Source organism: Pseudomonadota bacterium, assembly GCA_039033415.1.
GTDB lineage: Bacteria > Pseudomonadota > Gammaproteobacteria > Xanthomonadales > SZUA-38 > JANQOZ01.
On sequence record JBCCCR010000050.1, the window covers coordinates 1 to 24926 of the forward strand.

Annotated in this window: 21 protein-coding genes; 5 read left to right on the forward strand and 16 right to left on the reverse strand. The window is 60.5% G+C overall.

Annotation, left to right across the window (positions count from 1 at the left end; translation table 11 throughout):
- Positions 1 to 106: 106 nt before the first annotated feature.
- From AAF358_25790 to AAF358_25845, 12 genes are all read right to left on the reverse strand, one after another.
- Positions 107 to 730 carry a DUF6090 family protein gene (locus AAF358_25790; protein MEM7708987.1) on the reverse strand — a complete coding sequence of 208 codons (624 nt, stop codon included), beginning with the start codon at positions 728 to 730 and terminating at the stop codon, positions 107 to 109.
- A gap of 66 nt (positions 731 to 796) precedes the next feature.
- The gene (locus AAF358_25795) at positions 797 to 1537 is read right to left on the reverse strand and encodes a DUF1295 domain-containing protein (protein ID MEM7708988.1); all 741 of its coding nucleotides are present in this window, start codon (positions 1535 to 1537) and stop codon (positions 797 to 799) included.
- Positions 1538 to 1736: 199 nt separating this feature from the next.
- Complete coding sequence (locus AAF358_25800) at positions 1737 to 2660, reverse strand: SUMF1/EgtB/PvdO family nonheme iron enzyme (GenBank protein MEM7708989.1); 924 nt, start codon at positions 2658 to 2660, stop codon at positions 1737 to 1739.
- Between the two features lie 28 nt (positions 2661 to 2688).
- Positions 2689 to 5001 (reverse strand): TonB-dependent receptor, encoded by a 2313-nt coding sequence (locus AAF358_25805; protein ID MEM7708990.1) that lies wholly within the window; start codon positions 4999 to 5001, stop codon positions 2689 to 2691.
- 482 nt (positions 5002 to 5483) lie between these two features.
- Positions 5484 to 6236: a nucleotide disphospho-sugar-binding domain-containing protein gene (locus AAF358_25810; protein MEM7708991.1), complete on the reverse strand. Its 753-nt coding sequence runs from the start codon at positions 6234 to 6236 to the stop codon at positions 5484 to 5486.
- Positions 6237 to 6691: 455 nt separating this feature from the next.
- Entirely contained in the window at positions 6692 to 8776 is a 2085-nt protein-coding gene (locus AAF358_25815; GenBank protein MEM7708992.1) for an HAD-IIIC family phosphatase, read from the reverse strand.
- The gene (locus tag AAF358_25820; GenBank protein ID MEM7708993.1) at positions 8776 to 10206 is read right to left on the reverse strand and encodes a glycosyltransferase; all 1431 of its coding nucleotides are present in this window, start codon (positions 10204 to 10206) and stop codon (positions 8776 to 8778) included. The genes AAF358_25815 and AAF358_25820 overlap by 1 nt, the downstream gene beginning before the upstream one ends.
- Before the next feature lie 58 nt (positions 10207 to 10264).
- Positions 10265 to 11104: an alpha/beta fold hydrolase gene (locus AAF358_25825; GenBank protein MEM7708994.1), complete on the reverse strand. Its 840-nt coding sequence runs from the start codon at positions 11102 to 11104 to the stop codon at positions 10265 to 10267.
- The gene (locus tag AAF358_25830) at positions 11076 to 11738 is read right to left on the reverse strand and encodes a hypothetical protein (protein MEM7708995.1); all 663 of its coding nucleotides are present in this window, start codon (positions 11736 to 11738) and stop codon (positions 11076 to 11078) included. The genes AAF358_25825 and AAF358_25830 overlap by 29 nt, the downstream gene beginning before the upstream one ends.
- 214 nt (positions 11739 to 11952) lie before the next feature.
- On the reverse strand, positions 11953 to 12750 hold the full coding sequence (locus AAF358_25835; GenBank protein MEM7708996.1) for a GntR family transcriptional regulator: 798 nt from the start codon (positions 12748 to 12750) through the stop codon (positions 11953 to 11955).
- A 23-nt stretch (positions 12751 to 12773) separates the two neighbouring features.
- The gene (locus AAF358_25840; protein ID MEM7708997.1) at positions 12774 to 14321 is read right to left on the reverse strand and encodes a hydroxymethylglutaryl-CoA synthase; all 1548 of its coding nucleotides are present in this window, start codon (positions 14319 to 14321) and stop codon (positions 12774 to 12776) included.
- A gap of 25 nt (positions 14322 to 14346) precedes the next feature.
- Positions 14347 to 15558, reverse strand: coding sequence for a CaiB/BaiF CoA-transferase family protein (locus AAF358_25845; protein MEM7708998.1), 1212 nt, complete (start codon positions 15556 to 15558; stop codon positions 14347 to 14349).
- A 120-nt stretch (positions 15559 to 15678) separates the two neighbouring features.
- Here AAF358_25845 and AAF358_25850 point away from each other — a divergent pair, with 120 nt between their 5' ends.
- Positions 15679 to 16584, forward strand: coding sequence for a hydroxymethylglutaryl-CoA lyase (locus AAF358_25850; protein MEM7708999.1), 906 nt, complete (start codon positions 15679 to 15681; stop codon positions 16582 to 16584).
- Between the two features lie 37 nt (positions 16585 to 16621).
- Positions 16622 to 17425 (forward strand): alpha/beta hydrolase, encoded by an 804-nt coding sequence (locus tag AAF358_25855; GenBank protein ID MEM7709000.1) that lies wholly within the window; start codon positions 16622 to 16624, stop codon positions 17423 to 17425.
- A gap of 4 nt (positions 17426 to 17429) precedes the next feature.
- On the opposite strand, the gene AAF358_25860 is transcribed toward AAF358_25855, so the two are convergent.
- Positions 17430 to 18353, reverse strand: a complete 924-nt coding sequence (locus AAF358_25860; protein MEM7709001.1) for a DMT family transporter — start codon at positions 18351 to 18353, stop codon at positions 17430 to 17432.
- A 37-nt stretch (positions 18354 to 18390) separates the two neighbouring features.
- Here AAF358_25860 and AAF358_25865 point away from each other — a divergent pair, with 37 nt between their 5' ends.
- Positions 18391 to 19731: an LLM class flavin-dependent oxidoreductase gene (locus AAF358_25865; GenBank protein ID MEM7709002.1), complete on the forward strand. Its 1341-nt coding sequence runs from the start codon at positions 18391 to 18393 to the stop codon at positions 19729 to 19731.
- A 5-nt stretch (positions 19732 to 19736) separates the two neighbouring features.
- On the opposite strand, the gene AAF358_25870 is transcribed toward AAF358_25865, so the two are convergent.
- From AAF358_25870 to AAF358_25880, 3 genes are read right to left on the reverse strand one after another with little or no spacing between them, the layout of a single operon-like run.
- The gene (locus AAF358_25870) at positions 19737 to 22880 is read right to left on the reverse strand and encodes a CHAT domain-containing protein (protein ID MEM7709003.1); all 3144 of its coding nucleotides are present in this window, start codon (positions 22878 to 22880) and stop codon (positions 19737 to 19739) included.
- Positions 22862 to 23437, reverse strand: coding sequence for a hypothetical protein (locus AAF358_25875; GenBank protein ID MEM7709004.1), 576 nt, complete (start codon positions 23435 to 23437; stop codon positions 22862 to 22864). Before AAF358_25875 ends, AAF358_25870 begins: the two co-directional genes overlap by 19 nt.
- Positions 23427 to 23978: an RNA polymerase sigma factor gene (locus tag AAF358_25880; protein MEM7709005.1), complete on the reverse strand. Its 552-nt coding sequence runs from the start codon at positions 23976 to 23978 to the stop codon at positions 23427 to 23429. Before AAF358_25880 ends, AAF358_25875 begins: the two co-directional genes overlap by 11 nt.
- Positions 23979 to 24007: 29 nt before the next feature.
- On the opposite strand from AAF358_25880, the gene AAF358_25885 reads away from it, so the two are divergent.
- Both AAF358_25885 and AAF358_25890 read left to right on the forward strand, forming a co-directional pair.
- Positions 24008 to 24562, forward strand: a complete 555-nt coding sequence (locus AAF358_25885; GenBank protein MEM7709006.1) for a gamma-glutamylcyclotransferase — start codon at positions 24008 to 24010, stop codon at positions 24560 to 24562.
- Between the two features lie 11 nt (positions 24563 to 24573).
- Positions 24574 to 24879 (forward strand): YciI family protein, encoded by a 306-nt coding sequence (locus AAF358_25890; GenBank protein ID MEM7709007.1) that lies wholly within the window; start codon positions 24574 to 24576, stop codon positions 24877 to 24879.
- The last annotated feature ends 47 nt before the right edge of the window (positions 24880 to 24926 follow it).

Consider the following 24926-nt stretch of genomic DNA (forward strand, 5'->3'; position numbering starts at 1 on the left):
CCTGGAGCGGCGTTGCGAGCCTTGGCCAGGGAACCACCCTGGCCGGCGGCTCGCGCCTAACTCCAGGGCCTTGTGGACACGCGCTGAAATACAACAGACTTCTAACTCAGGACACAAGATAGTAGAGAATCCAGTCGTCAACATTAAGCAGCTGGTTCCGAAACTGCATCAGGCGCACCGGATCGGTGATAAGCAGCTCCCGCTTTTGAAAGTTCCAGATTTCGCGCATGGAACCCTCGGCTACCGCGGTAAACGCGGCATCATACTGCTGCCCGTTGTACTCCATACGCCGCAAGTGGTGTTCGTAGTAATCACCGATTCGCGTCACGAGCTGCGGGGCGTTGAGTAGCCGTAGCTGCCCCGAGTTGACCATCGTGTTCCAGGCCGCCCGGCGCGGCCAGATAGAGATCGGCATGGTGAACGTCTCGAGGACCGCATGAGCCTCTTCCGTAGGAATGGTGTCCGGGCTAGCAAACCACTGGATCAGCTTACGACTCTGCTCGGCCGCCCGATTTTGTTCCGCCTCTACCTGGTCAAAGAAGCGTTTGTCTTCCTGCAGGCTCAGCCGTACCTGGGCGAGCGACTCCCTGGCTTCCTTCGCTTCCCGGTGATCCTGCCACTGACTTTCGAGCAGGATCGCAACAAACACCGAGACCACGATGAGCAGAGCCTCGCCGCCAAATCTGACGGTTAGCTGTCGGAGTCTTTGGCCGCTTTGCATTTGACTCATAAGTCGTACTCTCAAAAGAGACCTTTGTTGAAACGCAACCGGAGGACAGCCTTTGGCCGATCTCGATCACAGCACATAGGGAATCAGCCACCAGGTTCGCTTCCGGTACTCCGCCCACGCCGGATAGCGTGACAGGCTCGCCTCTTTCATGATCATGTTGACCGCAAACACGCCGAGCCAGATCCAGGCGAGGACGAGGGCGGGCAGCCAGTGCCAGACCATCAGGGCGAAGCTGCCGTAGATCATGATCTCACCCAGGTAGTTTGGGTGGCGAACGTAACGGTGCATGCCGTCGGTAATCAGGCCGCGCTGCAGGCGCAGGGTGAAATACTTCTGGGCGTCAGCCGCAATCATGATGACGCAGCCCAGGATACACAGGCTGACGCACAGGCAGTACCAGGCGGCAGTAGGCAGAGGATAGTCGGGCTGGGCGGCGCCGGAAATCAGCATCCAGCCGAAAACCCAGTACCAGCCGAGAACGCCCACAAAGGCCATGATGCCGCCGCCGATGGTAATGCGACGCTGCCAGCCGGGATCCGGAAACGCCACGTCTTTGAGTATCCAAACCAGGCCGTAGCTGCCGTGCATGGCCGTGTAGATCCAGACGTCGGTCGAGTAGTTGCCGTACCAGACCATCAGGCTCAGCAGAAAGATGAAGGTGCCGGCCTTCTGGAAATTGATGACCCACGCAAACTTCCACGGCCTTGGCCCGCCGAGAAAATCGCAAACCAGATGATCGGTCAGGCGACTGACAACCTGCGCCCAGCGAGGCGCTGCATATCCGGTTGTAGACTCTGCCGTTGCCATAACGACGTCGAGTATAACCGCCCTTGCTGGACGTTCTTCGAGTCTTAGTTGTGGTGCACCTACTCGTAATTCGCCGACGTTACCCTGCCCAGAGTTAGCTCACGCGAGCTTGGGGAGTGAACGGTTCGATAAAACTCTTCCGATCGCCGCTCGGCCGATGCGGTGCGGCGCTGCTCCCGGCTTCAGGCACCCGAAGGTGCTAGTCGCCGTTGAGCGTCAACGCCACCCGAAAACCCAAGATCTGGCTGTGATAGCCGGCGCCATCTCCCGCCTGTGCCGCCGCTCGCACCCAGTCGGTCCCTGACACCCAGCTGCCGCCGCGCGGCGTTCGTCGGCTGCAGTCACCGTTGTCCTCCGCCAGCCAGGCTCGCCCGTCCAGAGGCATCGCCTTGCTTTGTCGGTGCACGCAGTCGTCGGTCCATTCCCAGGCATTGCCCAACATATCGTGGAGCCCCCAGGGATTGGGTTCGAAGCTCCCGACGGGCGCCGTCTGCAGATAGCCGTCGTCACAGTGAAAAACCGGAGCGTATTCAAAGTGCCGCCGGAAGGTGTTGTCTCCGACGTTGGCATATTGGCAAGCGTCCGCGTTGCTAAGACCCCAGAACCAGGGCCCTCGCGTCCCTGCTCGAAGCGCATACTCAAACTCGGTCGACGACAGTAGCCGGTAAGGTTTTCCGGTCTTTTCCGCGAGCCAGCTCGCATAGGCGGTGGCGTCTTCGTGGCTCACGCAGACTACCGGGTGGCTGTCGTTTTGGGGATAACCTGGCGCTTCCCAGCTGTGGGCGCGCACATAACCCATAATCCGGTTAACGTTCCAGGTGTTGCAGCCGAGCTGGCTCATCTGATGCCCTGACGCTTCCATAAACGCCCGGTACTGGGCCTGCGTCACCTCGGTTTTCGCCACGGAAAGCCGATACGCGATCGAGACCTCTCGCAGCGGGAGGTCGCCCGGCTTAGTGTTCGCCTCATACGGCTCTGCCCCCAGCGTTGCCGTACCAGAAGGGATCTCGATCATTTCCGGACAGTCGGAACAATCCTTAAACGGCTGCGCGCCGACGCCCGTCGTCGCCAGTAAAAATAAGGCCGCCGTAGCGGCGGCCTGCAAATTAAGCTTATGACTCATCGTCGTTCTGACTCAGTGACCTGCTGCGCTAGAACTCGTAAGTTGCGCGGATGCCGACCTGCCTGCGATCCCGCAGACCGAGCTGATAACCAAGCGTACTAAAATCGAACAACGACGTATCGAAAGAAAGGTCACGGAATCGGTTGATGGCCGTTGGCGTTTCATCGTCGGTCAGATTAGTCACAAACGCTTCGATCCGGTAGTTGTCGGTTCGAATGCCGGCGCGCAGGTTGATCTGGTACCCGGACGGAGCCGTGGTCAGATTGATCTCATCGGCGAATCGCTCGCCTTGATAGAAGGCGTCCGTGCGGGCAAACCAATCCAGACCGTTGGAAAATTTGCCGTTGAAGGACGCCGACACCGAGCCGCTCCATTCCGGGAACCGCTCCGCGCGGCGGCCGCTGGCGTCCGGCGATCCAAAGACCTCGGCATGGACGCCGGAGTTGAAGACCTTAAACTCAGAATCGATGTATGCCAACGTTGCGCCCATCGAAAAGCCCTCCGTGAAGGCGTAGTCCCCCTCAAACTCCAGCCCGTTAACCTCCGACTTTCCCGCATTGATAAAGTAGTCGACCTGCTGCACACCGGTGGGGTCGTTCGGGTCGCTCACGATATCCGCGCGTCGAAAGGTCTGGTCGGTTCGCTCCATGTTAAAGATCGCCAGGGTCGTTACGCCGGCCCCATTGTTCCAAACCTGCTTCCAACCGAGCTCGATATTGTCCAGCTGCTCCTCGCGAAAGGCGGCGGATGCGTCACTCTGAATCGCCCGAAGCTCAGCGAGCTGTGCGTCCGACAGATTGGCAACTTCGGCATTAAACCCGCCAGGCAGGTTACCCTCAGAAAAACTGGCGTAGAGCAAGGCATCTTCCGTCGCCTGCCACTCGACGATAGCTCGGGGAAGGAAATTGTCGAACTCCACGCTCTCGGGCGGCACCATGTCGTCTGTGTTGCCGTCGTCATCAACTTCGTCTTTCTGCTGACGGCCTTCCAGCGTGATGGTCACCGTATCGGTAAGGTCGTAAATCAGGCTGCCGAAAATGCCCGTGGTGCTGATCGCTTCGAGCGCAGGCGCCGCGTTGAAGTTGAGAAAGCCCAGCGGCGGAACAATGAAGGTGCCGTTGTTGGCGAAATCCTGTTCGAAATGATTGACGCCGATCGACCACTGCAGCCGGTCGTCGAAGTTCAGACCCGACAACCGAAGCTCCTGACTGTCGTCTTCAAACTTGCGGTTGGCAAACGAAAAGTACGCTTCGTCTGAGGAATCATCTGCATCGCGCAGCAGCTGTACTTCCTCATCATTGCTGCCAAACAATCCGCTCACCGTCATGCTCGTGCCCGGAATGTCGTAGTTGAACTGCAGGCTGAGCCGCGTCGACTCCCGCTCCAGGCCAATCTGGGTTCGGTTTGGGCCCAGGACGGACGGCAGGCTCAGCAGTCGATCGCGCAGCCCGTCCGATACGTCTGAGTTGAAACGCAGCGGCGTGATCTGCGCGTCTCCACAGATGGTGGTGTCCGTGCCGCCGAAAGGGCCGCAGTTGTGGTCATCGAGGCCTGAGAACGTGTAGGCCGGAGCGCCGTCGTCGTTCTCGTAGTAATAACCTCGCAGCTTGATTTCCAGGTTGTCACTCGGCGTAAAGAACAGCGTCCCGCCGATGGCTGAAGTCTCCTCAGCACCGAGCTCGGTGCCGTCGTTCTCAGCGCGGTAGTGACCGCCTTTGTCCCGGTACGAAACGCTGAGGCGACCTTTAACCCAGCTTGCCAGGGGGCCTTCGACGCTGGCCTGGACCTGATAGTCGCTGCGATCTGCTGCCATCGCGGAAATCCGCCCTTTAAATTCTTCGCCGGGGGTTTTGGTGACGTAGTTAACGGCGCCTCCGAACGTCAGGCGTCCAAAGTAAGCAGACTGAGGGCCTTTGATGACCTCAATCCGTTCAACGTCTTCAAGGCCAATCCCCTGAATGCCGTTGGAAACAAAGATACCGTCAATGAAGACCGAAGCGGTTTGACGGCTCGGCGCCAGGGAGTTGACGGAGATCCCCCGGAATCTTGGGCTGTTGTCGAAACGCCCCGGAATGCCCGCAAATTTTTCATAGACAAAGCCTGGTGTTACGGCAGGCAGGTCAGCGATGCTCTGCATGCCGATTGCCTCGATGTCCTCTGCGCTGAATGCCGTGATGGAAATCGGAATGTCGGTAATCGACTCCTCTCGCTTCCGTGCCGTAACAACGACCACATCAATAATTTCCTCGTCTTCGGCGCCGTCCTGAGAACGTGCCTCCTGGGTGCCGGAGGCCAGAAGCGCTAACAAAACGGCTGATCCGAGGGATTGGACAATCTTCATACTGCGTACCTCGCTGTGAAAGGGAAGGCGCCCGAATGAGCCCGCAAAGGCACCCCACGCCGTACATTCCGACATTCACGTTTGTGTTTGTCAAGTATACATATATGTTTTGTTAAATGGGCGTTCACCTCTAGCTATAGGCGTGCAAGTCGGGAATCTGTCCGAAAAATTACTGAAACGCCGATGCCGCAGGCTTCGCGCGGTAAGCGCGAATGCCTGTTGGTTTCTGAGGAGTGATTCTCATGCGGAGGTTGGACGGAGCAGGGGCTGCTCGCCTGGTGTTTACGGCTGTTTTGGTAATCGCTGGGTTGCCCTTTGCGAGAACCGCTTTTGGCATAGCGGCGACTCGGGGCTGGCTTTCGCTTCAGCTAGGTATCGGCAAGGCTGGTTGTCTTGCCTGGCACTTGCAGCTTAGCCGCTGTGCAAAAAGCTACTGGGTGTAGTGCGGTAAACAGGCCCTCTGCTGATCCGGTCTTCCAGGTTTACTTCTGGATTCCATGCTTACCAAACGCCTCCAGCTCCGCGACTCCGGGAAAACCTACTTGTTCTTCGTAAGTCAGCTTTCGAATCTCCTCGCAACCAGACCTCGTGCTCTGGCTGGTCAGCAACTCTTGCAGCAAAAGCGTTGGCTGTTCGGTCTTCCAGTTCCGCATCTCAACCATTTGACCGATACCTAGTTCGCTTGCGCGCTTTCCGTTGTCGGGGCGGTCCGCCCCAAAAGCCAGAATCAGCTGCGGAATTCCTGCGCCTGCCGCAGCGCCTAGCGTGCCGAGTCCGCCATGGTGGATGACGCAGCGGCACTGGGGCATGAGTAGCCCGAAAGGGGCTTTCTCCGTTATCAGCACATCACTGCCCGCGGGTGGAACCCGGTCTGGATACCGAGTTACCACAATCGCCGGAACCTTATTCTGACGTGCGGACCTAAGGCCCGCCGAAAAAAATGACTCGCCCAGGTAATCTCCGGTACCGCCGGTGATGAGCGCTGGCGCTGGATTATCAGCAAGAAACTGTTGGACCTCCGGCTCCAGCTGAACGCGTTCTGCCTTGCCGTCCGCCAAAAAACCGATCGGTTTCACGCCTGGCAGCCACGTTTCGGTTGGTTCGGCAAACCAGCGTGGCCACTGACCAATCGATGAGTTCGAATACCCGAGCCAGGACTCCCAGTCCGTAATCGATGGCATCTCCAGTTTCATCCGGAGTTTACCGATGGGTTCGCCCAGCAAATCTCGAAACATGGCAAGCCGAATCTTTGACCTCAAATTCCAGGAGGCAACTTGTACTGGCGCGATAAACAACCACGTCAGCGGCAGACAGGCGCGCTCTGCAGTCAAACGAGCGGGGACATCGAAAGTAGGGCAACTGACTAGAAGGCTATCGCTTTCGATGTTCGATTCCAGCGCCCGAACCGTCGCCTCGGCGAGCGGAAGTGAAAAATCCTTGAGAAACCTTCCGATACCACCAGGCGTATTGAGGGCTGAAACGTTGGACAGGAATTCAGCGTACTGGCGTGGGCTGTCAATCGGAGCGTAACCGAGGCCGGTTTTTTCAGCGAGCGCCTCATACCCCGCGTGCGTCACGAGGGTTGCACTATGACCTCTTTGGACCAGGCTCCCGCCGATCCGGACGAAAGGCAGTATGTCTCCGGCCGAGCCGGAGCAATAGAGCAGGACGTGCAACCGTTCGGCCCGCGTCAGCTATCGGTCAGCGCAGACAGCTGGTCAAGGACGCTCCCAACGGGCTGGTTTCCGGTGGTGTCCTGAAACTCGATTTCTTCGGCAAGCTCGGCAATGGAGAAATTTGTCGTGAACAGCAGTGTCGGGTCGAGCTCCACGTTAGCCGCGGCGCTCATCTCTGAGAGAATCTGAACCGCTTGTAGTGAATGTCCGCCCAGATCGAAAAAACCTTCCTCTCGGTCCACTTCGTTTAGACCCAGATGTCCACAGAAAGCTTTAGTCAGCAGTGATTCAATATCCGAGGCCTCGCTGGCAGACGAGGGTGATGCGGCAGTGTTGGTCCTTATGAAGGCGTTCAGTATCTGTTCACCTGTTGCCAGCGATCCGGCAACGTGCGTTAGGAAGTCGGGGTTCCTGGTGCGGTTACGGTTTCCTGGATCAGTTTGAACTGAAGGTGTTGCAGTCTGCAGTTCACGCTCAGCAGGCCGGCTTTCCTCAGACTCAAATCGGCAGCCAACCGCCTGGTCGCAGGTCACGGTAAAGTCGCTGCCCGTCGAGTTGTCGACTCCGACCAGCTTGGTCAAGAATTCGAGCGCCGGTACATTGCGACCGCTATCGGTAAAGGCAAAAGTAATGATCGAGACGCTGCGTTCGCCAGCTAACCTGGCTAGCTCGGCCACCATCGAATGCTCTACGCCGCGCCCCAAAGCCCGGCAGCTAAGCAGAAACTCAGTCACGTGCAGGGTTTTTGCGGTTACGACGCCTTGGATCAAACCAACCAGTCCATAGTCTCCGAAGCGGTCGCTCACGCGGGTGGTCAGGCAAATGGTTGCTGGGTCCTTCGACGCGGCAGCAAGCTGAGGCTCGGACAGCCTGAGTGCGTTGGTGTTGAACTGATTGGTACGCTGCGACAGTTCGAATACCCTGCTGAGATCCTCCGAGCCCAGGCGACGGTGTTCGGTTCTTAGCTCAAGACTCGCAATGAAGTTCGCCAAGGTGGCCCCTGATTTCAGGGTCTGGGCACGCGATGATTCGCGCGCGGCGTGCTCTCGATACGATTCGGTACGCCGAAGAGTCTCTTCGGTCCTGACTGATGAGTCGGTTGGCCAGAAATGACTCCAGAACCGTTTACCGTTTGTCTGGGGCGGCACCAGTGTCACCACCTCAGGATGTACCCGAGACACCTCTGCCAGCTGCATCGGATCGTCATCGACAAAGATAAAGCTGTCCAGCCCAAGCCCGAGGATTTCGGAGAGTTGAGTGACTGAGTCCGATTTCAACCCCCAGCCGATCTGGTGAGCGGTCACGTCATCCAGGCTGAGTACCATTCCCGAATTTTGCTCGAACACCGCCAAAACGTCTGCCTCGTTGTTTTTGCTGACCAGGCAGACGAGCATTCCAGCCTGACGGCAGCTTTTGGCATGTTCCTGCAAAGCCAAGTGCGGTTCTTCGAGGACGATTCCATCAGGACCAAGCTCGCCGCACAATCCGCCCCAGAGTGTGTCGTCGCAGTCCAAGACCAGGACTTTTTTGTCAGGAACGAGCTGGTGCCAAACATATCGGGCGATCGTCGCCGCCAGGGCAGCGAAATAGTCCGCCGAAAAAGGGATAGCTGCGATCCGTGATCCATGCGGATCGGAGATTTGAGTAACCTGGTAGTGCTCCTGAACAGATGTGCCAGAAACCAACGTGAGGGCGCTTAAACCGGACAAGGCCTCAGTAATCTGCCGCTCCGCCGCGACGAGGTTGGACTGTTCCCTGTTTTCCGGTGCTGACGAAGGGCAAATGATCAGCAGAACGTTCTCCTGGCCGCTTTGTACAAAGGTCTCGACGGCACCGCAGAAATCACTGGTGGCTCGCTCGACATCGCCACCAGCGAGCCATCTTTCAGGTTGCAGCAAAATCACCTTGGTCGCAGATCGATCCGAGGCAAGCGCGCTGGCGGGGTCTAGCAACTGCTGGAAGAGCTGATCAAACGGGGCGTATTCCTGAGACGACCACAGCTCAAGCTCGTTGTTCCAAAAAGACAACGCCGCGTCGATGGGCTCGACGGTGAAGTTGGCGGCGATCACCAGGTTGGCTGACAGTGTCGATTTGTCCATCAGTAAAGATCTCCTCGGGCGATAGCATCCAGCAGCGACGCGTCGCTCAAATCGCGCTCAGACAAGATTTTTCCCACATGGCCTTGCATGAGAGTAAGCCTGTGATCCCCATCAGCTGTCACCGCGCCGGCCAAGGTGACCGGTGTGGTTATTGGTTCTTGCCCAGCGATGTGTTGAGGTGCGTTGGCCAGGGCAAACCAGCACTCATAGGTGTCGTCTGGCGCCTTATTTACCATAAACGCATAGTCGGAAAGTTCGTTCATGGCCTCAGGTTGCAAACCCTTAGTTCTCACAACGATAGGCTGTTCGCCGATCGGTCTACGAAGCGGCGACAGCGTGGCTTTGTAGGCGAAATCGGGATCATTCAGCTCCGAAAGTCTGAAAATGATGTCGGGTGTCGGAACGGATTTCTGCGAACTGTTTTCGTCGGAGTTTTTCCCGTCGACATCCATTGAATAGTACTGCCGATCTACCGAGGCGAGGAGTGCCACCATCAGTCGAGCCTGGTCCAGAGGGCCAATTGGGTCGGCATGCTCGTTGCTGAACTGATGTCCGGCTACGCGTGCGCGCCACGCACTGGCAAATCCGATCACGGTTCCTTCTTCATAAACGTGGTTCTTGTCGCTGATATGCCGAACACCCGCGACGTCCCATTTTTTGTTGAACAGCCTTACGCTCGAAACGCTCCATTCCTCGCTCCAACGAAGCATGAAGTACGGCAGATCCCACCACTGGCACGGTGGCGGCGGTACGTAGGTCACAATAGATCGCGGTTCAATATAGACCTCGCCGCCGGCTTCGATAGCGGCAAGACAGAAATCTCGCTCTTCGTGAAGGTTGTAGAGTTTTGGATCCAGAAGACCGATCTGGTCAAACAGGGACATTCGCGCGAGCATGCAGTGGAATTCAACGTATTCGACCTTTCGGCGCTTTAAACGCATATCGGCTTTGGCGACGGGCGTGTCGTAAAGATACTGTTCATCGATCAGATATTTGCGCCCGTCTTCTTCCATGGGCGTGAGGCGACCTCCGGCCATGTGAATGGTGGCCCGCTCAAATTCGTGAATCATGTACAGCGGTCCGACCAGCGCGGCCTGAGTTTCTTCCGCGCATGCCAGCAGGTGCTCAAGCCAGTTGGGTGCTACCAGGGCATCGTTGTCCAAAAACACGACGTATTCACTTTTTACCTTTGGGATCGCGAGATTTCTGGCTTCGTTCGGCGCGAGAAATCGCCGGCTATGGATGAGTTCGAATCCTTTGTCCGCGGAGGCCCGCTGGAGCATTGTCAGCACCTGGGGCGGGAGTCCGCCACTCACATAGATCAGATCAAAAGGCAGCGAAGTGTGCTCATAAATGGCGTCCAGAGCTCTCTCGCTTAGGCTGAAGCGCTCGCGAGGCGAGATGACGATGGTGACTCGTGGCGTGGTCATTGTTGCTGTCCCGCAAATGGTCTCAGGGTCTCAGAGACTGTTATCGTAGAAAATTGTTTCACGCAACCTCCCTGCCTGCGTGGGTGGTGAGAAGATTAAGCGCCCAGTTCACCACGTGTTCGGCTACCCGGACACGGTCGGCTTTGAAGATCAGCGTATGGTCGAATTTCCGCTCATAAATCACCTGAATGGATTGTCGGGGAGTGTCCGGAGTCAGCAAGCTATAAAGTTGGCTTCGGTGGTTGTAGTCCTGGCGATTCAGATAGATGAAAAGGTAGCGGACGCCTCGCACGACATTGTGCTCGAGCTGTGAGGCAAACTCGTCGGCCGGCAGCGGCTTATGGATCCTTATCGGCTGGGCGGCTGGCTCACTCTCCGCGACTGAGGAGAGTCTAGTTCGCTGGCGTATTGTTCTCGCGAAGACCCGGACTACCCGAAAAGGGTTTAGGGCCTTGCGGACGAAAAACCACCGATTTGGATAGGCCGGCGGGTCGATCATGACAACGCCCGCAACACGGGAATCGACTAGAGCCACCCGATGGCCATCGCTCGCGCCGGAGCATAGCCCGACCATAAAAAAATCCGTGCAGCCAATCCGATCGGACAACATATCCATGGCGTCGACGAGGTCGGCATTTTTTCGCTCAGAAACCTGTTGACGTCCGCCCGGAGAGGCGCTGTCTCCGAGGCCCGACAAGTCAAACCGGAATGAGCTGAGGCCGGCCTCCCTTAATGCCCGGGCTAGGTAAGTGTGCAGCCTGAATGGACCAACGTGATGAACGAAGCCCGCGTTGGGTATCACAATAATGGGATGCTGAACCTTGGAATGATCGGACGCCGGTGTGCTCAGCACACCCGTGAGATGGTCGCTACGACCGAATCGTATCGCTTGTTCCAACGCTGGTGCCTTCAGCAGTGAATTGCAGGATTTTTCGGGCCACTGGTTGGCCCATTAGGACCTTTTCCAGATGTTCCACCGAGTGCCAGTAGCATGGCACATCCAGGCTGATAGTCGACCACTCGCCCGAGTACGAACTATTAAAATTTGTAAAACTGCCCCCGCAACCGGTGTCCTCAGCTGCGATCCATAATCCCCTTGACGTCCTTGCGGTGGGTCTCTTGTGAGCACGGAGGTCTCTGAGCGATTCTCTAAGCCCGCTGGGGATCGAGAAACCGATTCGTTCTTCCGGGTCATGTACATTGCGCCGCCGGCCCGGCCGGCCGTATAGCGGGCTTTCGAGGAGGCGATCGTGGAGCAAATCAATTTCATTCAGGTAGGACGCCCCGTCTAAGATTGGATCCCAAAAAACAATTTGATCGATTTTGAGCCTCAGGCTGGCAATAATGCCCGCACCGAGGCGGACGCCAATAATTGTCAGCCGATCACAGCCTGCTAGCCGTTTTATGTGCTGGACGGATTGCATGGTGTCCTCGCACCATGTATCGATTGACACCTCTGCGTGATCGGCGGAGTCGCCGCTGCCTGAGAGATCGAAGCGCAGAGTCGGTATGCCGCGCTTGGCCAGATCCATTGCCAGCTTCTGCAGTGTTTTGTGACACCGCATGTGTTCCTGCCCGAAGGGCGGAACTATCAATGCCGCGGTACCAGTAGGAGCGACGGCAGGGTCATCGTGATAGACCCCGTAGAGTCGGTTGTCCTTGCCAAAGAATTGTGGGGTGAAACTAGCCAGTCTATCTCCTCCGTCTATGCTCGGCTGCCAATACCATGGCCGCTTGCTAAGTGGCCTAGTGCGCTTTGACTTCGGCGGTCCCGTCGGGTGACATCGTCATGTGGTACTGGAAGCGGTCCGGGTTGTAGACGGCGTAGAGGTGGTCGAGCAGCTGGTCGGCTGCGCTAAACGAGCGACGTACCAGCATCAACAGCGGTTTGCCCGGCATGATGCCCAGAGCGTCTGCCTCCTGAGGTGAGGCCGCCTTGGCGGTCAGCGTTTGTTCGATGTGGTCGATGTTGATATTCGCCTGCCGCAGCAGCTCCAGTCGCGTGCGATTCACCAGCTCGCTGCGCGATACGTCCTCCTTCTCCAGGCCTAACGTCCAAGACTCGTAGTAGGCGAAAGGCATGCTGCCGGCGCTTCGTACGCGGACGATCTGACAAAGCTTCTGCTTTTCCGGCAGATCAAACAGGTCGGCGATGGGGGCCGGCGGAAAAGCGAAGTGCAGTCCAAGCACCTTGATCCGCGTGGCGCGACCCATCATTTCCAGGTTTTCGAGCATGCCCAGCAGGGGCGCGTTGACCGGCTTAGGGCGATAGCGGTAGCTGACAAACGTGCCGCGCCCCCGATGGCGCGCGACCAGGTTACGCGTGGACAGATCATGCAGCGCGCGGCGCGCGGTGATGCGCGACACGTTAAAGGATTCGGCCAGCTCCTTTTCTGATGGCATTCGCTCGCCGTCCTTCAGCACGCCGCCGACAATACAGTCGCGCAGCATGGTGAAAAGCTGATGGTACAGCGGCGTAGGCGAGTCCGGATCCAGGACATCTGTACTGTACTGGCGGAGCAGGTCCGAGGTGTTCTTAGTCACGATGTGTGGGCGCCGGGCCTGCCTCAGGCGCTGCGGGCGGAACCTTGAGGCTCGGTGCGGGCGGTTACCTGGTAATACTCCACCCCGGCGTCAGCAAATTCTGGATCGTCGCGCTGGCCGATACGATCGAGCAGGAAGCGGGCCGCCGGCGGAGGCCTCAGCCCCTCACAGTCGCCGGTATCGTGCAGCACCTCGTATTGATGCTGCGTCAGGTCAATGGCGTCAGCCAGCGTTCCTCGGAACTCGATGCGGCTGGCGGCCTGCTGCCACCCCTCAACCATTCGAGCGGGAATGGCCTCGGCGGCGTCACCGCTGCCGTAGCCCACCAGCAAGATTTCGTCGCCCGCTTGGAGCTTCGCGGCCGGCTCGCTCGCCAAAGGGCCGGGGCCGGCGGCCTCCTCAAGGCCAGCGCCGAGCCAGGCTGGCAGTGCGGCGGTGTAAAGGTTGCCGATTTCCATCATCGGCTCTGACCCCAGCGTCAGGGGTCGGCCCACGTAGGTGTTGAACAACTCGGTCTTGCGGACCGCCCGTATGACCTGCATGGCCAGCGGATAAGGGTCATCGTTCAGTCGACTGTCCGCCACCAGTTCCAGCAGGTCTGGCGTCGCCAGAAGCTCACGTTTGAGCTCCGCTGCGTCGACGCCGGCCTCAGCGGCGGCTGCGGTCAGTGCAGCGAATGCTTCATCGTCGGCGGCCATGGCGCCCAACACGGAAATCGCCAGCCCGGTTTCCGGCATCCGGCGGTAGGGTCGGTGCATAAAGACGCCAGCCAGCGACTCCATATAGCTCTTGGGCGCCTGGCCACGGCGGCGCCACAAATCCCGCATCGCGGTCAGCGTGGCGTCGAGATAGCAGCTGGTGGAGTAGTGACCGTTAAAAACCGGAAAGTCGCGGCTTTGCCCGAAGGGTCGCGGGGCCCGGCTGCTGGCCTGGCTCATCGGCTTACGGAAGTCGATCAGGCGATAGTCCGAGGCGCTGCCGGACCAGGGCAGGAGCAGCTCGAGCAGCGCCGGTTTTGCGCTGAGCGCCATAGCCACGGCCCCGGCGCCCTGCGTGGGCTCGCCGCTGCTGCCTCGCGCGTACTCAGCAACGTCCCCGCAGATCACCAGCGCCAGACTGTCCTCCGGCTCACACGCCAGAAAGCGCGCCGCACTCTTCAGGCCATAAACGCCGCCGAGGCAAGCATGCTTGAACTCCGGCACCTCGCAGTGGCGGCTGATCGGCTCCAGCCCAAGCTGGGGCAGGACCTGGTTCAGCAACCCTTTGACCACCACCGCACCGGCCGAGTTGTCGGTGCTCGATTCGGTGCCGAGCGCGAGGAAGCGAATCTTGGTTGTGTCGATTTGATTTCTGACGATCAGCCGCAGCGCGGCCTCGGCGGCCATGGTGTAAACGTTCTCCCTGGGCCCGCGGACGCGGAAGCTGTTGCCCACAACCGCCTGGATTTTGCCTGCCGAGTGGCCGTACCAGTCACACCACTTCGCCAGATCGACCCGATAGGGAGGAATGTATGCAGCAATAGCGCTGATGCCAGGTGCCATAGACGACCGATTGTCAGGAGAAAGTGACACCAGTATGCCGCAGGACCTCGCGGGTTTAAATCACGCCTTGTTCGGTCATACCCGAAAGCTGGTCGTCGGTGTAACCGAGCATGCCCGTCAACACATCCTTATTATGCTGGCCGAGCTCAGGCCCAGGGCTGTGCACGGCTCCAGGCGTCAGAGACAGCTTTGGCGCCACATTCTGCATCTGGAGGTCACCCAGCTCCGGATGCATGACCTTGATGATCGCTTCCCGGGCCTTGAAGTGAGGGTCTTCGAGCATGTCCGGCGCGCGATAGATTTTGCCCACCGGAACCCCGTGTTCCTCCATGAGGCTGACCAACGTGTCGGCGTCTTGGGTTCGCGTCCACTCCGACACCATCTCATCCAGCTCTATCTGCACGGCGCCCCGAGCGGCGTGCGTTGAGTACCGCTCATCTTCGGCCAGCTGCGGTTGCCCCATGGCGGCCGCCAGGCGTCGGAACACCGTATCCTGATTGGCGGCGATCAGAATCATTTTGTCATCTGCCGTGGGATACACGTTCGAAGGGGCGACGTTGGGCAGGATGGCGCCGGTGCGCTCGCGAACATAGCCGGTCTTGTCGTATTCGGTGATCAGCGACTCCATCATGTTGAGCACCGCCTCGTAGATGGCCGAATCCACGATCTGGCCTTCGCCGGTCTGGTTCTTGTGGTGCAGCGCCGCGAGCGCGCCCACCGTGGCAAATGTGGCTGCTAGGGAATCGCCTATGCTGATACCCATGCGGCTGGGGGGCGTTGAGGGGTCGCCGCACACGTAACGAAGACCGCCCATCGCCTCGCCGATGGAGCCGTAGCCGGCGCGCTTCGAGTAGGGCCCGGTTTGTCCCTGGCCGGAAACTCGGATCATGATGATGCCGGGGTTGATCGCCTTGAGCTCTTGGTATCCCAGATTCCACTTCTCCATAGTCCCGGGGCGGAAGTTTTCCAGCACAAAATCCGCCTGAGCAACCAGTTCGCGCACGATGGCCTGACCTTCGGGTACTCGGAGATTCACGGTGACCGATTTCTTATTTCGAGCCACAACCGGCCACCAGAGTGACTTGCCGTGGGCTTTTTCCTGGCCCCAGACGCGCATCGGATCCCCGACGCCGGGTGCCTCGAGTTTGATGACCTCCGCGCCCATGTCACCCAGCAGCTGTCCGCAAAAAGGCCCCGCGAGCAGCGTGCCCATTTCGATTACGCGCAGCCCTTTCAGCGGCCCGCTTGGTCCTGACGCCTGTGACATCGTTCTACCCCATAGAAAAGACTGTGTTGTATACCGTTCCAGCAGCGGCCCAGTCAAATGTCCAGACATTTAAAAAAGGTATACTGCCGCCCTTCGTGACGCATTGCGGGAGTGAGAACTGTGAGTCGCATCGAGGTGATTGAAGTGGGCCCGAGGGACGGGCTCCAGTCCGAGCTTGAAATTGTGTCGACCTCGGACAAGGCGGAATTTGTCCGACGTTCGCTCGAGGCGGGCATTCGGCGGCTTGAGGTAACCAGCTTCGTGCATCCAAAGCGCGTCCCCCAGATGGCCGACGCGGAAGACCTGATGGCCACCGCGCCCCGAACGGACGACTCCTGTTTTATCGGCCTGGCCCTGAACGAGCGCGGCTGCCAGCGGGCGCTGGACGCCGGCTGCGACATGGTGGGCTTTGTGGTTGTCTCGAGCAACACGTTCAACCAGCGCAACCAGGGCGTGACCTCGGAAGAGTCGGTCGCGGCGTTCGGTCGGGTCTGCGAAATGGCCACCGCCGCCGGAACGCCGGTCAGCCTGACGTTAGCGGCGGCCTGGGGCTGCCCCTTCGAAGGTCTCGTCGAGCCGGCCCAGGTCCTGCGGCTGCTTGAGGCCTGTCTGCCGTTTGGGCCGAGCGAAATCGGTTTGGCTGACACGATTGGCGTTTCGGTGCCTCGCAAGGTCACCGCGCTCGTGAAGGATGTTCAAGGTATGGCCGGTGAGCTGCCGCTGCGCTGTCATTTTCACAATACCCGCAACACCGGGATCGCTAACGCGCTGGCCGCGGCTGATGCCGGCGCACAGCGTCTCGACGCGAGCACGGGCGGTATCGGCGGTTGTCCGTTTGCGCCGGCGGCAACCGGCAACGTGGCCATGGAAGACATGCTCTACGCCCTGCACAACTCCGGCTTTGAGACCGGCGTCGATCTCGAAACCGTTCTTGAGACAGCCAAGTGGCTCGACGGCGTCATGGGCAAACCGATGCCCAGCATGCTCTCTCGCGCCGGCGACTTTCGATTTGAAGCCCGAACCTGACCGTCGGGCCTGCGTGTACTAACAAGAAGGAATCTACATGCCCATCGTCAACGTCAACAATCACGACATGTACTACGAGATCATCGGTGAGGGAGACCCGGCTATCTGTATGGGCGGCTGGGGAACGTACTGTCATGGCAATGAACGCAACCTTGCCCAGGGGCTGACCGAGCGCTACCAGACGCTCATCATCGACTACCGGGGGATCGGCGAGTCGACGGACGATCTGTCAGAGCCTGCAACCATGAAGCTGCACGCGCAAGACGTGATTGCGCTGCTGGACCACCTCGGCTGGAGCAACGTCCACTTCATCGGGCTGGTAGGTATGGGTGCCTGCGTGGCTCAGGAGGTCGCGATCCAGCGACCTGAGCTGGTCCGGTCAATGGTCAACATGGGCTGCTGGGCCGCTGTGGATCCAATGCTGCAGGATCAGCTGGAGCTGTTCAGGGACGTCCATCGGGATATGGGCTTTGCGGCCTTTCAAAAGCTTGTATGCGTCTTTTCCTTCCGCAACGACTTCTACAACAAAAACCGCGACCGGCTGCTCGGTGAGCAGGGGCCCTGGTCTGAGCTGATCGGGCGAGAGACGGCCCACGCCCGCCTCGTGGACGCGTGCATCAGCCACGATGTACGCAACCAGCTAAGTCAGGTCAAAGCCCCCACGCTCATGGTGCATTCGGGCATGGACGTGATTACCACACCGAAGTACACCAGGGAGATCGAGTCACTGCTGCCCAACGCCGAAGGCGTCGACATGCCGGAAGTTGCGCACGTCGTAGCTGGGAAGGAGCAGAAGATCGCCTTCTGCGAAATCCTTTTCTCCTTTCTCGACAAGCATTAGGGGATCACGTGGCGGACGTATCTGCCGACCGCCGCCGTTCGAGCACCCAAACGCCGAGCACAATCATGGCGCTGCCCAGAAGCTGCAGCGGGTGCATGATTTCGTCGAGAAAGAGATAGGCCAGAATCACGGTGGCGGCGGGGCCCAGCGTGCTGATCATGCCGCCGCGCGTGGCGCCGATGCGCGCGACCCCCTGGCCCATCAGCACCAGCGGCAGCACCGTCACGCCGATCACCATCAACCCCATGAGCCACCAAAACTCCGTGTCCAGGTCCGCGAGCAGCGTGAAGTCTGCAAACACGACCAGATGGGCGCCAAACCCCAGGCCCGCCGCGGTCATGGCCCAGGTGGTGAACTGCAGGGCACCCATGACCGGCGCGACCTTGCCGTTCACCAGGTAAAATGCGGCAACACCCACCGCCGAAATCAGCACCAGCGCAGCGCCGGCTAGATTCCCTTTGAGAAGGTTGCCGTCGAACGCCCCCACTGCCAGCAGCACCCCGAGATAGGTCAGCACTAGCGACCAGCCAACGGTAGGAGAGGGCAGCCTGCGGGTGCGGAGGATTTCATAGCTCACGATCAGGATCGGATAGCTGAAGAGAATGACGCGCTCTAGCGACGCGTCGATCAACGTCAGCGCGTAAAAGTCCACGTAAGCGCCGACGTAGTAGCACGCAAACCCCATGCCCAGGGCGGCCCACAGGTGCGCGGGCTGCACCGACAGCATCCGCTCCGCGCCGGTGCGCCACAGCGCCCAGGCCCAGAAGCCAAAGATGGCCAGCACCGAGCGGACGCCAGCCACAATCGTGGCGTCGGCTCCCTGGTCGTACATGAGCTTGGCCACAATGCCTTTGGCCGACAGCAGCAGCGCGCCCAGCGAGACGCAAACCACGCCGATTAGGCTGGCTGTTTTTAAATGTCCGGACATTTAACTATACTGGCACAGAACAGGCAGGGAGACACCGATGACGCGATCGATGGCGCTGGTAGGTTTTGTTCAGGCGCAGAACTGCTCCAACTATGCGGCGTCCTGGCGCCACCCTGAGGCGGCCCATGACTTTTTGACGCTGCCATATTACCAGCGCATCGCTAAAACGCTGGAGGCCGGAAAGTTCCAGCTGATGTTCTTCGATGACCGCCTGGCCATGCCCGATATCTTTGAAGGGAGCCACGCCGAGTCGGTCCGGCATGGCGTGAGGGTCGTCAAACTCGATCCGCTGGTGGTGCTCTCGACTTTGGCGGCCGGCACATCGCGGCTCGGCCTTGGGGCCACCATGTCGACGTCCTACTACCCGCCGTTTCACGTCGCGCGGTCGTTTGCCACGCTGGATCACCTGAGCAACGGCCGTGCCGGCTGGAACGTGGTGACCTCCCTGAACGATTCTGAAGCGTTCAACATGGGCGCTACAGGCTCGATTGCTCACGACACGCGCTACGATCGATCGGACGAGTATATGGAGGTGGTGCTGGGGCACTGGAACGCCTGGCAGGCAGACGCGTTAACGTTGGATCGCAACAGCGGCGAGTTTGCGGACCCGGAGAAAGTGTCGCGGCTGGATCACGTCGGCGACTATTTCCGCTCACGCGGCCCGCATACGGTGCCGCGCACTCCACAGGACCACCCGCTCATTATCCAGGCGGGTCAAAGCGGTCGCGGTCGGGAGTTTGCGCTGCGCTGGGCGGAGCTGATTTTTGCCATCTTCCCCAACCTGGACTTTGCCAAACGTGTCTACGGCGAAATCGAGGCCCAGGCCCTCGCCACGGATCGGGACCCCAATTCTTACCGTATCGCTCCGCTCATCTATCCGATTGTGGCCGAATCGCAGGCGGAGGCCGAGGACAAGGCGGCCCTGATCGAGTCGCTGGCCGAGCCCATCGACGGCCTCGCGCTGTTATCTGAGGCGTTGAATTTTGATTTTGGCAGCAAGGGCTTGGACGAGCCTTTCAGCGACGAGGAGCTCGACGCCATCGGCGGCCTGCGCTCGATTCGTGACCGGGTCGTCAAGCTGTCCGGCAAGGCCAACCCGACCGTCGCGGAGTTTGTGAAATTCAGCGCGCGGGGGACAATCAAAGAAGCGCCAAACTTCATCGGTTCACCCAAGCAGGTGGCAGACGGCCTGGAACAGTGGTTCACCGAAAAAGCCTGTGATGGCTTTGTCGTCGGCGCCAGCCACGTTCCCGGAGCCTACGCCGATTTTGTGGAGCTTGTGGTGCCCGAGCTGCAGCGCCGCGGCTTGTTTCACAAGGAATACCCGGCGAGCACAGTGCGCGAAAATCTGGGGTTCAGCGGCTACCGGATGGCATGAGGACGTTAGCGCGCGCCGTACAGGGAGAACGCCGCCCAAAAGAAGGGGTGACGTTGGGAATTGTCGAAGCCGCTGCGCAGGCGCTGGATGAGCGATGGGCGGAGAAACTCCAGCTGCGCCTGGCGCAATGCCTGCACGTCGTCCATGCCCGCCGCTCGATGCTCGTAGAAAGACGTCATGAGGCCCGCGGTAGCGCGGTCTGACACCGGCCACAGGCTGGCCAGGACGCGCTGAGCCCCGGCTACGCCAAAGGCCCGGGTCAGCCCCATCAGGCCTTCACCGCCAGCGCCTTCACCCAGCGCCGTAGCGCAGCCTGAAAGGGTGACCAGCTGCGCCTTCAGATCCAGGTTTTCCAGCACCTCCCAGGCCATCAGTCGCCCGTCATGCTGTTCATCACCCTTAAGCTGAAGGTAGGACTCCATGGGTGGGTCGACCTGGGTCACGGCATGTGCAGCCACATGCAGCACATCGGCACCGCCGGCACCCTTGCGGAAATTGCTTTCGCTGGCCTGACTGTCAAGAAACAGCTCGGGTTCCCGGAAGTGGCGCGCAATCTGGGTAACCTCCCGGCGCGCACCGGGCAGCGACGAACCGTTGCGGGGCACAACGTCCCGAGTCAGATCTGAACCGCTGTCCGGGCCGGTCAATGCGCCCGGATCAGCGAAGGCCAGCAGCGTTTCCTCATCTGCGGGCGGGCGCTCCTGCTGAAAAGCAGTTGCAGACCACCCGAGCTGCACCTCAAACCTTTCCAGCAGATACGCGTCCTCGACGATCAGCGCTGCGATGGGCGTCAGCCACAGCTCACCGTCGGGAACCACAATCAGTCTCGACACATCGCCCAGCACCGGCAGGAGTGGGGCGATCAGGTCTTCGCCCAGGTCCTCAAGGTGTTTTTTGAGCGCCGCTTCTCCGGCCGCCCCCATGTCCGGGACAGCCATCAGGACCCGAAGCTGACCGACAGATTTGGCAAGCTCCTGACGCGACAGAGGCAGCTGGTGGTGGCTGAGCTGCCCGTCAGCGTCGATCAGGAAGGTGTCGGTGTGCCCAGGCTGCGACACGTAGCTGATCAGCACGTGCCCAGGACCGAGAGACTTCGCCACTTCGGCCGGCGTTGCCGCCTGAGGGGCAATCACGGCACCGGCCTCCCCCGTGCTGCGCAGCTCATCACCGGTGCTGCGCCATTTCTGACGGGCATCGAGTACGGTCTGAGCCAGCATCGCGAGGTCCCCGTCCGGCCCTGCCTCGGCCGCGGCCTTGAGCGCTGCTTCGTAGTCCGATTGTGCTGACTGCCATTGCCTTTTCATGTCCTCCGGCAAGCGGCTGGTCAGGGCTGCGGGGCGCGATCCGAGCACGGCAAGAAAACTCTGGGCCCGGTAGCGTTCGGAAACCGCAAATGCGGGGCCGGTATTGCCTTCCTCCAGCTCCGCCTCGATCAGCCGGCGGAAGAAGTGTCCGTAGTAGTCTCGAAACCGGCTGACCGCGCCGTCGCCGCCGCCGAGTCTGGCCTGCAGGGATTCAACAATATCCACCGCCTCTCGATAAAGCGGCAGCGCGGGACTACCCTCGCCGCTGTGTAGCTCGCCCAGGTCAAAGGCGGCCTCGGCGTGCAGCTGGCTTTCCGGGAAGATTCGTCGAGCCATCTCGAGCGCCTCTTCAAGCCCTGATCCTGCAGCGGCCAAGTTGCCACTACGCAAATACAGCTGCCCCAGCTTGTGAAGTGCCGTTGCCGTGAGGTAGCTGTCAGGCAGGATCTCTCGGTATAGCTCCACAGCCTCCAGCTCGTTGGCAATCGCCTTGGCCATGTCGCCCGCGGCCTCATACGTGAAGGACAGGCTGTGCAGCGTTCGGGCCTCGTCCTCGGTGCCGGGGACAAGCTGTCGCTGAAGCTGGAGCACCGTAGCCAGCATCTCAGCGGCCTCTGCATGGCGCTGCTGACGGGATAGGGTCAGGGCAATGTTGTAACGGGTCCGCGCAACCACCGGGCTGACCGGATTCCTGGCCTCAAATCGCGTGAGGGCTTCGACGTAAAGCGAACGGGCAAAGCCGTAATCCTGGCGCAGGTAGTAGATAAACGCGAGATTGTTGCGAAAGCCCGCCGAATTGACCCCGCCTGGTTCCAGCTCATCAGCCAGCGCAATGGCCTCTCTTATCAGTGCCTCTCCATCGGTGACGTCATGGGTGCGCGCGACCGTATAGCCGAGGAAATTGATGACCTTGGCTTCGACGATGGTATGGGGAGCGAAGTCGCGGGCCAGCTCCAGCGCCTCGTTACCAAGGGTGATCGCCTCGTCGAAGCGCCCCCGGATGGAGCTGATCTGCCCGAGTCCCCGGAGCGCTGACGCCGCGAGAGGCTGGCGGGCAGGGGTATTACGGATCACCGCGATCGCCTCGGTGAAGGCCGCTTCCGCCGCCGGCAGCTGACGCTGGTCGAAGTAGGTAAATCCCATCCGGGTATGCAGCTGCATCTCGTGCTGCGGCGCCGGCAGGTCCTGCCAAAACTCCAGGGCCTGGTGAAAATAGGACAGCGCTTCATCCAGCCGGGCGTCGGCGGTCAATACTTCCCCCAGCCTCGCCTTGAGCAGAGCAACCTGAGCCGGCGCGTTTGTCGCGGCCAGCGCGAGCGTCCACGGCCGTTCAGCGCTGGCCAGGTCTCGCTGCCGCCGGAAGTGGTCCCCCGCCTGCCACAGCACCGCCAGGCGTGCCGCTGGGTCGCTCAAGACGCTTACGTCCGGCAGCAACGTTTCGAGATTACCCGCGGTCAGTTCGGGGATGCGCCGCAGCAGCTCGGCTCGCGGGGTGGTGTCAGCCGCCAGCGGGCCGGTTGTCATGCCCCAGACGCCCGGTTCAAGGTTCAGCGTCAGCGACTCGGTGCCCCGTTTGACGGTCAACTCACCGCCGCTCAGGCGGCTGCCAGCCTCTTCGGCGAGCAGCACGTCGAGAGGCCAGTCGAGCGGTCGCTGTTCACTCTGGCGTGCCCAGCTCAGCAGCACGTCGCCGGGCACGATTCCGGCTTGCGCTGCCGCCTGCCCTGACTGTACGTCCAACACCAGCACCGCCGCCTTAAGCGGGACGGCGGTCAGGGCCAGCAGGATCAACAGAGCAGGCCGCAGCCGCTGCCGCGGCGCGCCGGTCACGGAATCTGAAACCATTGGGGACCGGCGACGACAGCCCCGCTGGCGTCCTCCAGCTGCCACAGGTAGGTATTGTCCTCACCCGCGGCGAATTGCTGCGGCAGGTCCAGCGGGGGGCTGGTCAGGTCAGACAACCAAAGCGTCTCGGCGGAAGCGTTCATCAGCCGCACCCGTCGCAGGGCACGATCGGCTGGCAGGGGCCAGCTGAAGAGCGCGGTCGCGTCCTGCACAACCGCCCCGGGGGAGGGCGTGAGCTCGGTTTGAGCCGCACGCAGCGTATCTTGCGGAGGTTCACCGCCAAGCAAAAGGAAAGACGCCAGCGCAACCGCTGCCACGGCGGCGGCGGCCGCGGCCAGCCAGCGCGGCTGCGCGCCGCCAGGCGAAGCTGAATCGGGCTCCAGCGCAATGGCGACGGCGCGGGCACTCTCCGCGTTGCGTTCCAGGTGATTGAGCAGAGCCTCCCGCCGCTCAGGTGGAAGGGTCTGGTCCACTAATGCTGCCAGCTCCTCGGCGGTCGGCGCATGGGTGTCCCGCTGGCCGATCAGCCTGGACAGCTCCTCCTGACTAACTTTCAAGGTTTATTCCTCGCTTGCCAAGCTCGCTGCGAAGCTGCTCCAGGCCACGGTACACCAGATTACGGGCCTTCGCGCTGGACCAGCCGCACAGCGTGCCGATCTCGTTGACCGCCAGTCCGTGAAGGCGCAGCGACACCGCGCGTCGGCGGTTGGCGCTCATCGACTGGAGTGCCGATTCGGCGGCGGCCGATAATTCCTGCATCCGCTGCTGGCCCTGCACCGGGTCGGCGAGGCCTTCGTTGTTGGTGCCTGTATGCATCTGCTCGTTGAACTCTCCGCCCCGGCGACTGGTCTCGCGCGCCTGGGCGCGGCGAACCGCGTCGATCAGGGCACTGTTGACGACGGTTCTCAGATAGGACGCAGCATGGTTGACCTGTGTCTCAGTCTGCAGCACTCGCCACAGGCGAATTCTGACCTCCTGCTCGATGTCGTCGACGTCGATCGCGGGGTCCAGGAGCCGCTGGTTGACGAGGCGTGCTCGAACCCCCGGTCCATGGCGCTGCCAAAGCGCTTCGAATTCCTGTTCTTTTTTCCCCCTCATGACCCGTGATTATGTTGCAATATTGGCCGATGGCACAGTCCGACGACAGCGGGATGCAGACAGGCGACGAGTGGGTGTTTGGCTACGGGTCGCTAATCTTCCGGGTAGATTTTCCCTACGTCGAGCGTCATCCGGCCTGGATCGACGGCTGGGAGCGGCGATTCTGGCAAGGATCTCACGATCACCGAGGCACGCCGGACGCCCCGGGACGCGTGCTGACGCTCGCCCCGGCGCAGGGTGCGCGTTGCGGCGGGGTGGTCTACCGAGTGGAACACAGCGTGCTCCAGGCCTTGGACTACCGCGAGAAGAACGGCTACGAGCGCTTTCGACTACCGATTGTTCTCAAAAACGGTGAGATCAAAAGCGGGATGACCTATCTCGCTCCGCCGGAGAACCCGGCCTTTCTCGGGCCGGCCCCGGATGAGACCATAGCGCGGCAAATGGCCCGCAGCAGCGGCCCAAGCGGAAACAATGTGGATTACGTGATCGACCTTGCTCGAGCCTTAAGGGCTATGGGCGAGCGTGACGAGCACGTTTTTGCGCTGGCGGGCCTGCTGACGGGCACGCCGGCGGCGCACACCTGACGAGAGAGAAAATGGACTACGTGTTCTATTGTCGCGATGCTAAGGGCGCGCAGGCTTTGCGCGACGAGCACCTGGCTGCTCATCTTAAACACATCGAGTCGGTGCTCGAGCACCTGGTGCTGGCCGGGCCCTGTCCTGGTGCTGAGCCCGGCGACCCCACGCAGGGCAGCCTGCTGATTTTTCGCGCGGCGAGCGAAGCTGAGGCGGTGGCGCTTTTTCAGGCTGACCCCTACTTCGCTGCGGGCGTTTGGGATACCTGGGAAGTGCTGCCGTTCAAAGGCGTCGCCGGCGAACTGCTCGGTGGCAAGACATGGTAGCGGGGTACCCCCACCGACGGCGCAGCTTGACGATTGCACGCCCGCTC

Bases quoted from the DNA above. Each gene is read 5' to 3' on its own strand.
- AAF358_25790 (MEM7708987.1), bottom strand. From the start codon at position 730: ATGAGTCAAATGCAAAGCGGCCAAAGACTCCGACAGCTAACCGTCAGA.
- AAF358_25795 (MEM7708988.1), bottom strand. From the start codon at position 1,537: ATGGCAACGGCAGAGTCTACAACCGGATATGCAGCGCCTCGCTGGGCG.
- AAF358_25800 (MEM7708989.1), bottom strand. From the start codon at position 2,660: ATGAGTCATAAGCTTAATTTGCAGGCCGCCGCTACGGCGGCCTTATTT.
- AAF358_25805 (MEM7708990.1), bottom strand. From the start codon at position 5,001: ATGAAGATTGTCCAATCCCTCGGATCAGCCGTTTTGTTAGCGCTTCTG.
- AAF358_25810 (MEM7708991.1), bottom strand. From the start codon at position 6,236: ATGTTTCGAGATTTGCTGGGCGAACCCATCGGTAAACTCCGGATGAAA.
- AAF358_25815 (MEM7708992.1), bottom strand. From the start codon at position 8,776: ATGGACAAATCGACACTGTCAGCCAACCTGGTGATCGCCGCCAACTTC.
- AAF358_25820 (MEM7708993.1), bottom strand. From the start codon at position 10,206: ATGACCACGCCACGAGTCACCATCGTCATCTCGCCTCGCGAGCGCTTC.
- AAF358_25830 (MEM7708995.1), bottom strand. From the start codon at position 11,738: ATGGATCTGGCCAAGCGCGGCATACCGACTCTGCGCTTCGATCTCTCA.
- AAF358_25845 (MEM7708998.1), bottom strand. From the start codon at position 15,558: ATGTCACAGGCGTCAGGACCAAGCGGGCCGCTGAAAGGGCTGCGCGTA.
- AAF358_25855 (MEM7709000.1), top strand. From the start codon at position 16,622: ATGCCCATCGTCAACGTCAACAATCACGACATGTACTACGAGATCATC.
- AAF358_25860 (MEM7709001.1), bottom strand. From the start codon at position 18,353: ATGTCCGGACATTTAAAAACAGCCAGCCTAATCGGCGTGGTTTGCGTC.
- AAF358_25865 (MEM7709002.1), top strand. From the start codon at position 18,391: ATGACGCGATCGATGGCGCTGGTAGGTTTTGTTCAGGCGCAGAACTGC.
- AAF358_25870 (MEM7709003.1), bottom strand. From the start codon at position 22,880: ATGGTTTCAGATTCCGTGACCGGCGCGCCGCGGCAGCGGCTGCGGCCT.
- AAF358_25880 (MEM7709005.1), bottom strand. From the start codon at position 23,978: ATGAGGGGGAAAAAAGAACAGGAATTCGAAGCGCTTTGGCAGCGCCAT.
- AAF358_25885 (MEM7709006.1), top strand. From the start codon at position 24,008: ATGGCACAGTCCGACGACAGCGGGATGCAGACAGGCGACGAGTGGGTG.
- AAF358_25890 (MEM7709007.1), top strand. From the start codon at position 24,574: ATGGACTACGTGTTCTATTGTCGCGATGCTAAGGGCGCGCAGGCTTTG.